Annotated in this window: 10 protein-coding genes; all 10 read left to right on the top strand. The window is 70.6% G+C overall.

Annotated elements, in window-relative coordinates; translation table 11 throughout:
• The first annotated feature begins 75 nt into the window (after positions 1–75).
• From P4826_RS19560 to P4826_RS19515, 10 genes are read left to right on the top strand one after another with little or no spacing between them, the layout of a single operon-like run.
• A complete protein-coding gene (locus P4826_RS19560; protein WP_059401771.1) occupies positions 76–1,431 on the top strand; it encodes an eCIS core domain-containing protein in 1,356 nt (451 codons plus the stop codon).
• A 16-nt stretch (positions 1,432–1,447) separates the two neighbouring features.
• Complete coding sequence (locus P4826_RS19555) at positions 1,448–2,104, top strand: hypothetical protein (protein WP_317702001.1); 657 nt, start codon at positions 1,448–1,450, stop codon at positions 2,102–2,104.
• A gap of 2 nt (positions 2,105–2,106) precedes the next feature.
• Positions 2,107–2,472, top strand: coding sequence for a LysM domain-containing protein (locus tag P4826_RS19550; RefSeq protein WP_317702000.1), 366 nt, complete (start codon positions 2,107–2,109; stop codon positions 2,470–2,472).
• A 2-nt stretch (positions 2,473–2,474) separates the two neighbouring features.
• A complete protein-coding gene (locus P4826_RS19545) occupies positions 2,475–3,617 on the top strand; it encodes a hypothetical protein (protein ID WP_317701999.1) in 1,143 nt (380 codons plus the stop codon).
• Between the two features lie 14 nt (positions 3,618–3,631).
• Positions 3,632–4,141: a phage baseplate assembly protein V gene (locus tag P4826_RS19540; protein WP_317701998.1), complete on the top strand. Its 510-nt coding sequence runs from the start codon at positions 3,632–3,634 to the stop codon at positions 4,139–4,141.
• A gap of 10 nt (positions 4,142–4,151) precedes the next feature.
• Entirely contained in the window at positions 4,152–4,472 is a 321-nt protein-coding gene (locus tag P4826_RS19535; RefSeq protein WP_317701997.1) for a hypothetical protein, read from the top strand.
• 12 nt (positions 4,473–4,484) lie between these two features.
• Complete coding sequence (locus P4826_RS19530) at positions 4,485–4,853, top strand: GPW/gp25 family protein (protein WP_317701996.1); 369 nt, start codon at positions 4,485–4,487, stop codon at positions 4,851–4,853.
• Positions 4,850–7,333: a putative baseplate assembly protein gene (locus tag P4826_RS19525; protein WP_317701995.1), complete on the top strand. Its 2,484-nt coding sequence runs from the start codon at positions 4,850–4,852 to the stop codon at positions 7,331–7,333. The genes P4826_RS19530 and P4826_RS19525 overlap by 4 nt, the downstream gene beginning before the upstream one ends.
• The gene (locus P4826_RS19520) at positions 7,330–10,245 is read left to right on the top strand and encodes a baseplate J/gp47 family protein (RefSeq protein ID WP_317701994.1); all 2,916 of its coding nucleotides are present in this window, start codon (positions 7,330–7,332) and stop codon (positions 10,243–10,245) included. Before P4826_RS19525 ends, P4826_RS19520 begins: the two co-directional genes overlap by 4 nt.
• Entirely contained in the window at positions 10,242–12,557 is a 2,316-nt protein-coding gene (locus tag P4826_RS19515) for a hypothetical protein (RefSeq protein WP_317701993.1), read from the top strand. Before P4826_RS19520 ends, P4826_RS19515 begins: the two co-directional genes overlap by 4 nt.
• Positions 12,558–12,559 lie beyond the last annotated feature (2 nt).

Here is a 12,559-nt window from a genome sequence, read left to right as displayed (position 1 = left end):
AAGGGCACCACGAATGATCCGCCGGTGCCATGGTGCATGGCCGGGTACGGTTCCTTCCCGACGCGAGGCCCCGGCATGACTCATGAGCGCGATCACAAGCCAGCCGCCGACGCGGCCGTGCCGCGCAGGGACAGCCGGCCCGCGCGCGGGGAGGAGGCGGCCAACCGGCTGGTTGGCAAGCCGGGCGACGAACTGCCGGCTTCGGTGCGCCAGCCGATGCAGGCGCGTTTCGACGTCGATTTCGCCAACGTGCGCGTGCACAGCGACCGCGCCGCCGCCGAGGCCGCCAGCGCCCTGGGCTCGCGGGCCTTCACGATCGGCCGGCACATCGCCTTCAACCATGGCGAATACAAGCCTGCCTCGCCGGCCGGCCAGCGCCTGCTCGCGCACGAGCTCGCGCACGTGGCGCAGCAGCGCGATGCGGACTCCGGCCGTGCCACGCTCAGGCGCGATGCGCACGACGAGCACGAGGCCAACACCGCCGCCGACCGCGCGGTGAAGGGCCTCCCGGCCAAGGTCGGCGGCGCGCCACGCGCCGGCTCCCCGCACATCCAGGCCGACGACGGCAAGGGCGCGGGGGCCCAGGACAAGGCCGACGACAAACCGGCCGGCCAGGCGCCCGCAGGCACGCGCATCACCTTCGTCATGCGCGCCCCCGACGACGCTTACACGCAGGACGTGACCGACTACGTGCAGAACACGCTCGGCGAAAAAGTGGTCGTCGTGGACAACATCCAGGAAGCCGCCGAATACGCGGCCAAGTACGCCAAGGACAACAAGACCAAGGTCGGCGAAATCCGCATCATCGGCCATGGCAGCACCACGGGCGGCATCAAGATGACACCCAAGGGCGAGGCCGACCGCCGCTTCGTCACCGCCCAGGAGCTGAGCGACATGGCGGCCGACCAGAAGGTCGCCTCCATTGCCAAGGACGCCATGGCTCCCGGTGCGACCGTGGAGTTCTACGGCTGCTATGTCGGCCGGTCCGAGGAAACCGGCAAGGCCGTGGGCACGATCTTCGGCGGGGCGCAATTCAAGGCCATCGACTCCACGCTGCGCACGAGCAACGAGCGCTTCGCACGGCGGGCAGACAAGGACGAGGACGGCGAAGAGGTGAACACCCGGCACGGCAAGGAAAGGGTCGTCGAGGTCAAGTCCAGCCAGGAGATCGACGACCGCGTCGCCAAGGGCGACAAGGCACTCGGGAAAACCTTCGACAAGTGGCTGCTCGACCGGGCCAGGCAGATGGAGGCCGACGGCGACCTGCCCCCGCAAAAGGACGACGCCGCGCGCATCGCAGCGATGCGCGAGGTGTTCGACCGCTCCGGGGGAAAGATCAAGCGGCTCGAAATCCACACCGACAAGGAAACGCTCCACAAGAGCGACAAGCGGAAGTGGGTCCGCAAGTGGAAGACGACAAAGGTGAACTAGCCGGGAAGGCCTTGTCATGACGATCAGCTCCTCACCCAAACTCACCAAGGGCGGCATCGTGCTCGTCGATCCCACCACCGCCCAGGTGCAACGCGTGATCGCGCTGCAATACAACGCTGAATCGCTCAAGCGCGAGCTCAAGGGCCAGGATGTCGGCGGCGAGGCCGGGGGCGATCGTGCCGAGCCCACACGCTTCAAGGGCCCGGCGGTGGAGACCATCAGCTTCGAGGCCGACCTGGATGCGACCGACCAGCTCGAATTCCCGGACCAGCATGCCGCCACCGTGGCCCATGGCCTGGCGCCGCAGATCGCGCTGCTGGAATCGCTGTCGCAGCCCAGCAGCGCGCAGTTGAGCAAGGTGAACAGCCAGGCCAGCTCGGGCCAGCTGGAGATCGCGCCCATGCTGGCGCCGCTGCTGCTGCTGGTCTGGGGCGCTAGCCGCGTGATACCGGTCAAGCTGACCAGCTTCTCGGTGACCGAGGAGGCCTTCGACCCCGCGCTCAACCCGATACACGCCAAGGCCAGCTTCGGTCTGCGCGTGCTCACCGTCGATGACCTGGGCTTTGCCTCCAAGGGCGGCGCGCTGTTCATGACCTATCTGCAAAACCGCGAGCAGCTGGCCGCCAAGGCCCAGCCGGTGTCGCTGTCCACGCTGGGCGTGACGGGAGTGTGACCATGACCGACCCCATTGCCGCCTTTATGCAGGCCAACGGCCTGGCCCAGCCAGCCTTTGCGCCGGACAGCCGCTACCACGGCCTACCCACGGCGCAGACCCAGCTGGCCGACGGCCGCACCGTGGCCTATGTCACGCGGCGCTTTCTGCCGCCGCCGGAGAACTTCGCCACCATCCAGACCCTGACCCTGGCCGCCGGCCAGCGCCCGGATCAGCTGGCGGCGCAATACCTGGGCGTGGCCGAGCAATGGTGGCGCCTGGCCGACGCCAACGGCGCCATGCAGCCCGAGGCCATGACGGCCGTGCCGGGTTCAAGCCTGCGCATCACCCTGCCCGAGGGCGTGCCGCCGCCCCCCTTCGAGGCCTGATCATGTTCGCCCAGGGCATACAGCTCACCCTGCTCGTCGGCCCGCTGGTGCCGCTGCCGGTGCCGCGCGTGGTGCTGGATGCGCTACAGAGCGTGGAGGTGCGCACGGCGGCGGGCAGCGCCTCGGGCTTTCAGCTCACGTTCACGATCACCGCGCGCTCGCCGCTCAACACCATCTTCCTGCTGGCGGCAGGCACCAACACCGGCATGGCCACGCCGCCGCTGCGCGTGCTGCTGATCCTCACCATGAACGGCAGCGCCCAGCCGCTGTTCGACGGCGTGATGACCCATGTGGAGGTGCAGCCTGGCGGGCGTGGTCAGGCCGGCACGCTCACCGTGACCGGCGAGGACGTGACCAAGGCCATGGACATGCAGGATTTCAGCGGCCTGCCATTTCCCGCCGTGCCGGTGGAGGGCCGCGTCGCCCTGCTGTGCGCCAAGTACGCGCCCTTCGGCCTGATCCCCATGGTGATCCCGGTGCTGTTCCCCGACGTGCAGATCCCCATCGACAAGATTCCCGCGCAAAAGGGCACAGATCTGGCCTATATCCAGGAGCTGGCGCGACAGGTGGGCTATGTGTTCTACGTCGAGCCGGGCCCGGCCCCGGGCACCAACATCGCCTACTTCGGGCCCGAGATCAAGCTGGGCATACCGCAGCCGGCACTGAACCTGGACATGGACGCGCTGACCAATGTGGAGTCGCTGTCGTTCTCCTTCGATCCGACCAAGGGCGTGCTGCCCATCGTCTACATCCAGAACCAGCTGACGCGCGTTCCGATACCGATCCCCATCCCGAACCTGAACCCGCTGCAGCCGCCGCTGGGCGCCTTGCCTACGCCGATTGCCAACCTCAAGGTGCTCAAGGACACGGCCAAGATGAGCCCCATGCGTGCCATCTCGGCCGGCCTGGCCGAGGCCGCCAAGTCGCAGGACGCCGTGAGCGGCAGCGGCAGCCTGAACGTGCTGCGCTACGGCCGGGTACTGAAGGCGCGCGGCCTGGTGGGCGTGCGTGGCGCCGGCGTGGCCTACGACGGCCTGTACTACGTCAGCAGCGTGACCAGCCGGCTCAAGCGCGGGGAGTTCAAGCAGAGCTTCGAGCTCACGCGCAATGGCCTGGTGTCGATCACTCCCAATGTCCCGGTCTGAAGGAGGAACAGACGATGAACGACAAGTTCTACGGCAAGTACCGAGGCATGGTGCTCAACAACATCGACCCCATGCAGATCGGCCGGCTGCAGGTGCAGGTGCCCGACGTGGCCGGGCTGCTGCCCGCCACCTGGGCCATGCCCTGCGTGCCCGTGGCGGGCGTGCAGAACGGCATGTTCGCCCTGCCCATGATCGGCTCGGGCGTGTGGGTGGAGTTCGAGCAGGGCGACCCCGACTATCCCATCTGGGTCGGCTGCTTCTGGGGCAGCGCGGCCGAGGTGCCAGCGCTGGCGCGCGCCACGCCGCCCGGCGTGCAGGCCATCACGCTGCAGACCACGCTGCAGAACGGCCTCACGGTCAGCGACCTGCCCGGGCCCACGGGCGGCATCATGCTCAAGAGCGCCACCGGCGCCACGCTGATCGTCAACGACACGGGCATCTACATCCAGAACGGCAAGGGCGCCTCGCTGATCATGACGGGGCCCACGACGAACATCAACGCCGGCGCGTTGACGGTCGTTTAAGGAACATCGTATGCCCGGCCCCCTGCTGCACCTCGGCGCCACCGTGCTCTGCGCCCACGGCGGCCAGGCCACGCCCAGCGCGCCCGTGCCGCGCGTGCTGGTCTCGGGCCAGCCCGTGGCCACGCAGGCCGCGCCCTGGCTGGTGGCGGGCTGTGCGTTCTCTCCGCCTCAGGGCAACGGGCCCTGCGTCACGGCGCAATGGGTAGTGGCGGCCACGCGCGTATTCGCCGCCGGCCAGCCGGTGCTGGTGATGAGCGGCCAGGCCATCTGCACGCCCACGGGCACGCCGCTGATGCCGGTGGCCGCGCAAACCCGCGTCATTGGGATGTGAAGGAGGTGCATCATGAGCAGCTACGTCGCCTTCCCCTACCGCACCGACGGGCACGGCCGCACGCATGAAGCCGCGCGCGAGGCCTGGCTGCATGGCCTGATCGAGCAGCTGTTGTTCACCCTGCCCGGCGAGCGCGTGAACCGGCCCGACTTCGGCTGCGGGCTGATGCAGCTCGTGTTCGCCCCCAACAGCCCCGAGCTGGCCGTCACCGTGCAGGCTCTGGTTCAGGCCTCGCTGCAGCAGTGGCTGGGGCAGTTGCTGCGCATCGACGAGGTGGCCGCCAGCAGTGAGGACGCCACGCTCACGGTGGCCGTGCGCTACACGGTGCTCGAGACGCAGCAGGCCGGTGAGGCCCAGTTCACGCGGAGCCTCGCATCATGAGCACGCAGCAATACCTCTGCAAGAATCCGCTCCGCATTGCCGCCCTGCGCGCCGCCGCGCAGGAGCTGCCGCCGCGCTGGTTCAACGGCATCGAGTACCTGGAGGTCATGCACGGCGAGCCGCGCCTGGTGCTGCACTTTGTGCATGACCTGGGCCAGGCGCCCGTCGCACCACTGACCGCCGGCAACGTCGAGGTGCGCGGCGGCCAGCGTGTGCGTGACCCGCATGTGGTGGGCGTGAGCGCCAGCGGCAAGCAACTGACGGTGGAGCTGGACGACAGCGGCGACTTCTCGCGCTACCAGCTGCGTCTGGTGGCCTCGGCCGGCGCGGACGCACCACCCGACGGCATAGACCCGGCCCTGGCGCAGATCAGCTTTGGCTTCAAGGTCGACTGCCCCAGCGACTTCGACTGCCGCCAGACCCGGGACTGCCCGCCAGAGACCCAAGCGGTGCCCGACATCGACTACCTGGCACGCGACTACCCGACTTTCCGCCGCCTGGTGCTCGATCGCCTGTCGGTGCTCATGCCAGACTGGCGCGAACGCAACCCTGCCGACCTGCTGGTGACACTGAGCGAGGCCCTGGCGTATCGCGCCGACGAGATCGCCTACTTCCAGGACGCCGTGGCCACCGAGGCCTACCTGGGCACAGCACGCCAGCGCGTCTCGGTCAAGCGCCACACACGGCTGCTGGACTACCAGCTGGCCGAGGGCGGCAACGCCCGCGCCTGGGTCGCCTTCGAGGTCGATGCCACGGCCGACGGCCAGCAGCTGGCGGGCTGCGACCCGGACACCGGCCTGGACGGCACGCTGCTGCTGACCCAGTCGGCCGGCACGGCCAAGCGCCTGCCATCGCGCGCCCGGGCCGCCGAGTTGGTGGCTGGCGGCGCCCAGCCCTTCGAGCTGCTGACGCCCGTCACCCTGTACAGCGCGCACAACGACCTGCGCTTCTACACCTGGAGCGACGAGGCCTGCTGCCTGCCCAAGGGGGCCACGCGCGCCTTCGTGCGCGACGCTGTGGCCCAGCGCCTGCGCCTGCGCGCCGGTGACCTGCTGCTGCTGGAGGCGCGCGCCGGCACCAGCAACGGCCTGCCCCAGGACGCCGACCCCACGCAGCGCCATGTGGTGCGGCTCACGCGGGTAGACCCCGAGGCTGACGCCGCCCGCCAGCCCGCACCCACGCCGCGGCGCGACCCAGTCACGCTGCAGCCCATCGTGGAACTGCAATGGGCCGAGGAAGACGCCCTGCCATTCGACCTGTGCCTGTCCAAGGTCATAGGCGGCTCCCTGGTACAGGACATGGCCGGCGCCTGCGCCAACCTGGCGCTGGCCGACCACGGCATGAGCCCCAGCGCCACACAAAAGCTGCTGCCCGTGCCCGGCGGGCGCGTGCCACGCCTGCGGCCAGAGCATGGCAGCCAACTTCCCCTCACGCGCCAGGCCATGGTGCGCGACGCGTTGGGACGCTTGACGCTGGTCGATGCCACGGCCCCCGCCGCAGCCGCCATGCAGACCGACCCGGCCGGGCAGCGCGCGGCCATGCGTGTCACCAGCGACGGTGACGGCCGGCTCTGGAGCGTGCAGCCCGACCTGCTGGGCAGCAACGGGCAGGCAGCCGACTACGTGGTCGAGACCGACAACGACGCCAGCGTGCTGCTGCGCTTCGGCGACGGCGTCAACGGCCGCTCGCCGGGCGCCACCGAGGGCTTGTCGCTGCGCATGCGCGGCGGCAACGGCAGCAACGGCAACGTGGGCAGCAACGCCATCGCCCATGTGCTGTGCGGCTTCGACGGCATCACGCGCGTGCGCAACCCGCTGCCCGCCCGCGGCGGCACCGGCCCGACACCGCTGGCGCGCGCGCGCATGGACGCGCCCCAGGCCTTCCGCCGCCAGGAGCGCGCCGTTACGCCCCAGAACTATGCCGACATGGCCATGCGCGACACGCGCGTGCAGCGCGCCGTGGCCACGCGGCGCTGGACCGGTAGCTGGTACACGATGTTCATCACCGTGGATCGGCGTGGCGGGGCGCCCGTGGACGCGCCCTTCGAGGACAGCATGACGGCCTTCATCGACCGCTACCGCCTGGCCGGCCACGACGTGGAAATAGACGCCCCGGCCTATGTGGCGCTGGACATCGCGCTGCATGTCTGCGCCCTGCCCGGTTACTTCACGGCCGACGTGGAGCGGCGGCTGCTGCAGGTGTTCGGCAGCGCGCAGGGCGGCTTCTTCGACCCCGACCGCTTCAGCTTTGGCGACCCGGTTTACTTAAGCGCCGTGGTCGCCGCCGCCATGGCCGTGACCGGCGTGTCGCACGTTGAGCCGCTGCGCTTTCAGCGCCTGGGCCGCGCGCCCGCGGGCGAGATAACGGCAGGCCAGATCACCATGGCGCGGCTGGAGATCGCGCGGCTCGACAACGACCCGAATGCACCCGAGAACGGCAGGCTCGCATTCGAGGTACACGCAATGGGAGGCCAGCCATGAGCGACGACCATCTGAGCGGCTGCCACTGCTGCGAAGGCCAGCAACCGCGCCCTGCCATCTACAACGACCCCGGCCTGCCCGCGCTCGCCTGGCGCCTGGACACCCAGCCGGGCTTTTACCAACGCATGCTGGCCAGGCTGCCGCTGTGGCGCGACCCGGAGGCGGGCGCAGGCGCACCGCGCCCCCTGGCGCACCTGGCCACGCGCGAGCCCGTTGACGCCACCGTGGCCCTGGTGGACGCCGCCGCCTGCGCGGCCGATGTGCTGAGCTTCTACCAGGAGCGCATCGCCAACGAGGGCTTTCTGCGCACCGCCACCGAGCGCCGTTCGGTGCTGGAGCTGGCGCGCGCCGTGGGCTACGAGCTGCGCCCCGGCGTCGCCGCTGGCGTGCATCTGGTGTTCACCGTGGAGGACGCGCCAGGCGCGCCCGGCCTGTGCACCATCGCCGCCGGCAGCCCGATCCAGAGCGTGCCGCCGCAGGGCAAGCTGCCCCAGGTGTTCGAGACCTCGGCCGAGCTGCTGGCGCGCGCCGAATGGAATGCGCTGCGCCCGCGCCTGACACGGCCGGCCGACATGGCCTTGCTGAATGTCAGCGGTGGTGCACGGCGGCTGGTGTTGCTGCTGCCCCAGGGCAGCCTGCCCGCGGGCACCGCCGGCCTGCACCAGGGCCTGGCCAGCGGCAGCCTGTACCGCCTGGATCCGGGTCTGCCGGTGGATCCCAGCGTCGATGCACTCGAGGTGGGTCGCATTTACCTGGGCGCCAACGCCAACCGCATACAGGCCGGCGAGCTATTGCTGTTCGTGGGCAAGAACGGCGCCAACCTGCTCCATCTGGTGCTGCGCGCACGCGAAGTCGAAGAAGAAAAGACGCTGGAGCGTGTGCGCATCGATCTCGACCCCCTGCCCGACCCCGTCGCGCCGGCCGCGCCACCCATGCTGCAATGGGCCATACCGGTCATGTACGCCATCTCCGGTCCCTACGCCCAGGCGCAGGTTCAGAGCGTGCCCTTCACCAGCGGCAGCATCAGCACCACCTTCAGCGGCAAGGCCTGGCAGGAGGGCGAACTGCAGGCCATGATCGCCATCCAGGGCTGGAGCGGCACGCAACTGGTGCAGGCCATCACCGCCAGCGCCCAGCCAGCCACCAAGCCGGTGGCGCCCGAAGCCGGCGCCTTCAGCTTTGGCGCACGCCTGGGATTTTTCGGCCACAACGCGCCGCAATGGAACTCCCTGCCGGCCAGCAACACCAAGGGCGGCGCGACCTACTACCCAGCCAACTGGGACAGCACCAACCCCAGCATCTGGACAGACTCGCAAAGCGGCGCCATCACACCCCAGCACACCTACCTGGAACGGCCCGTGCCGGCCCTGGCCGCGGGCAGCTGGATGGTGTTCGATTCGCCCGGTGTCAAGGCCAGCACCTATCTGCTGTACGACAGCCGGGAGTGCGCACGCGCCGACTACGGCCTGTCCGGCCGCGCCATGGCCTTGCGCATGGCCGGCAGCGACGGCAAGCCACTGTCGGCACCCCCTTCGGAAGCCTTCAAGTTCCGCGACACCACGGCCCATGTGGCCAGCCAGCGCCAGCCGCTGGTGGATCTACCCATCGATGCCCCGGTCGCGGCGGGCAGCCAGCGCCTGGAGCTGTCCACCATGGTACTGGGCCTCACCCCGGGCAAGCTGCTGGCCTTTGTCGGCGCGCGCAGCGACATCCCCGGCGTGGATGCGGCCGAGATCGCGGTACTCGACGACGTGGTGCATGCCAACGGCCGCAGCACCCTGGTGCTCAGGGGCAAGAGTGGCCTGCAGTTCAGCTATCAGCGCGAGGGCCTGCGCATACACGCCAACGTGGTCGCCGCCACCCATGGCGAGGGCGTGCAGGAGGTACTGGGCAACGGCGACGCCTCCCAACCGTTCCAGCAGTTCACGCTGCGCCGCCCGCCCACCACCCACCTGTCGGCCGCCAGCAGCAGCGGCGCGCAAAGCACGCTGGCCCTGCGCGTCAACGGCCTGTTGTGGAGCGAACGCCCATCGCTGTATGGCGCGGGACCGAACGAGCATGTGTTTGCCACGCGTATCGACAACGACGCGCGCATGACCCTGCTGTTCGGCGACGGCCGCCAGGGTGCGCGCCTGCCCACCGGGCAGATGAATGTGCGCGCCAGGTACCGCACCGGACTGGGTGCCGATGGCGAGGTGGCGGCCGCCAGCCTGACCATGCCGCGCGCCATGCCGCTGGGCCTGCGCGGCGTCAACAACCCGCTGCCGGCCGGCGGCGCGCAGGATCCCGAGAAACTGGCCGACGCACGCCGCAACGCACCGCTGACGCTGCTGGCCTTCGAGCGCGTGGTCTCGCTGCGCGACTACCAGGATTACGCGCGCGCCTTTCCCGGCATAGGCAAGGCACGCGCCGACCTGGTCAGCGTGGACGCCAGCACGCGCGTGCTGCTGTCGGTAACGGGCGCCACCGGTGGCACGGCCGACGCCCAGGTACTTGACAACCTGCGCCTGGCCATCACCGACCAGTCCGACCCCGCGCAAGCCTTCACGCTACAGGCTGCGGCGTTGCGCTACTTCCGCTGCCAGGCCAGCGTGGTCGTCGATGGGCGCTACCAGGCTACCGCCGTACTGGCCGACTGCCTGGCGCGCCTGCTCGAGGCCTATGGCTTTGACGCACGCGAGCTGGCCCAACCCGTGACCGCCGCCGCCTTGCTGACCCTGCTGCAACAGGTGTCGGGCGTGGTCGCCGTGGATCTGTCGGTGCTGCAGCCTTACGGCCAGGGCGCCAGCCCCGATGCCGTGCAAGAGGTACTGCCGGCCTTGGGCGCACGCTGGGTCGCCGGCGCCATGCAGCCGGCCGAGCTGCTGCTGATCAACCCCGCCGCCGTGCAACTGCTGGAGGCCATGCCATGAGCCTGCTCACCCCCGAAAGGCTGTACCAGCTGCTGCCGGCCATACACCGCCTGCGCGACGCCGAGCAGGGCCAGCCGCTGCGCGCGCTGCTAGCGGTGATCGAGGAAGAACTCACGGCACTCGAGCTGGATGCCGCCCGCCTGTACGACAACTGGTTCATAGAGACCTGCGACGAGTGGACCGTGCCCTACATCGGCGACCTGGTCGGCGCACGGGCGATCCGCCCCGTGCCCTCGGCCGGCGTCAGCATGCGCGCCTGGGTGGCCAACACCCTGGCGTACCGGCGCCGCAAGGGCACGGCCCTGGTGCTGGAGCAGCTGGCGCGCGACGTGACGGGCTGGCCGGCCACGGCCGTGGAATTTTTCCAGCGCCTGGCCACCACGCAGCACATGAACCATGTGCGCCGCGCTCCAGCAGCCACCGCCGGCGTGCGCGACGCCGCACGCGCCGAGCTGGCCCAGGCCCACGGCGGCGCCTTCGATCCATACGCGCACACCCTGGAAGTGCGCAACGCCGACACACGCGGCGGCCGCCACAACATCCCCAACATCGGCATCTTCCTGTGGCGCCTGCGCGCCCAGCCGCTGGGCCAGGGCGTGCCGGGCGAGGCGGATGCCGACTTCATCAGCGCACGCGATAGCGGCGCGGGCTGGTGGGCCATGCACCCCGCCGGCGTGGACGCACCGCTGTTCAACCGCCCGCGCACCTTGACCGGGGGCGCCCTGACCCAGGCTGCCCAGGCCGCGCGCGAGGACAACGTCAGCGCCCCACTGCGCTCGCTGGCCCTGCATGCCGAGCTGGGACGCCTGCGCGCCGGCATGGCTGAACCGCCCCCCGTATTCATGACGGCGCAGCAGCCCGGGCTGCGCGTGTTCGCGCAGCTGGCCGGCGAGAGCCTGCCGGTGGAGATACCGCGCGAGCGCCTGTGGATCTGCGAGATACCCAACGCCGTGACACTGCCCGTGCCGCCGCGCGCGGCGGCGCTGGACGTACGGCGCGGGCGCATTGCCTTTCCCGCCGCCGCCAACGTGCAGCAGGTCTGGCTGCAGGCCGCCCACGGCAGCGTGGCCGACATGGGCGGCGGCCCCTACGACCGGGGCGACGCCCTGCGTGCCGCCAGCGCCAGCCTGTCCGAAGGCACGGCCACGAACGCGGATCAGGGCGGCTTCCTGGCCCCCACGGTGTGGCAGGCGGGCGTGACGCACCTGCTGGCGCTGGGCAGCACCGGCCAGCTGTTTGCCACCTTGCGCGACGCCGTCACGGCCTGGAACGCCCTGCCTGCGGGCCGCACCGGCGTGATCGTTGTCATGGACAGCCTGAGCGAGACTGACGCGGCGCCGCTGACCATCAACCTGGCCGAGGGCTCACGCCTGATGATCGTCGCCGGCCAATGGCCGCTGGTGCCCGTACCCGGCGCCCTGCCCGGCACCCTGGGGCGCCTGCCCGGCCGCTTCGAGGCGCGGGATACGCGCGCGCACTGGCAGGGCAGCCTGCGCGTGGTGGGCCAGGCCGCTCCGGCCAGCCCCAACCCCGGCGCGCTGTTCATCAACGGGCTGCTGCTGCAGGGGCCACTCAGCCTCTCCGGCCCGCTGGGCCAGGTGGAGCTGGCACATTGCACCATGCTGCCCAGCACCACCCACATCACGGTGGCTGGCGACAGCCCGCGCCTGGCGCTGCGCGTGCTGCACAGCCTGACGCCACCCATCGCGGCGGCCGGCCCTGTCACCAGCATCACCCTGGCCGACAGCATCGCCGGCCTGCTGGACGAGGGCGCGGCCCCACAGCCGGCACTGAATGCCCCCGACGCCCCCCTGGATCTGCAGCGCACGACCGTCCTTGGCTCGGTGAGCGGGCTCACGCTCACGGCCAGCGACTGCATCTTCGACGCGCCTGTCACGGCCGTGCGGCGCCAGACGGGCTGCGTGCGCTTTTGCTATGTGCCGCCCGCATCCCAGGTGCCGCGGCGCTACCGCTGCCAGCCGCAGCTCGAGAGCGACACCCGCATCGCGGCGCTGCGCGCCAAGGCAGCGGCCGCCGGCCTGCCCCCGCCGACGGGCGCGGAAGAGGCGGCCCTGCGCGCCGAGGTCGAGGCCACGGTACGCCCGCTGTTCAGCGCACGCCGCTATGGCGACCCGGCTCTGGGTCAGCTGGATCTGCGCTGCGCGGTGCAGATACGCACCGGGGCCGAGAGTGGCGCCGAGATGGGCGCCTACGAGCAGCTGCGCCAGCCCCAGCGCGAGGCCAACCTGCGCGACGCGCTCGACGAATACCTGCGCCTGGGCCTGACGGCCGGGCTGCATTACGCCAACTGATG

It is taken from the genome of Diaphorobacter limosus (assembly GCF_033100095.1).
GTDB lineage: Bacteria > Pseudomonadota > Gammaproteobacteria > Burkholderiales > Burkholderiaceae_C > Alicycliphilus > Alicycliphilus limosus.
Note: the sequence above shows the minus strand (reverse complement) of the source record. Positions and strands in the feature narration are given on the sequence as shown.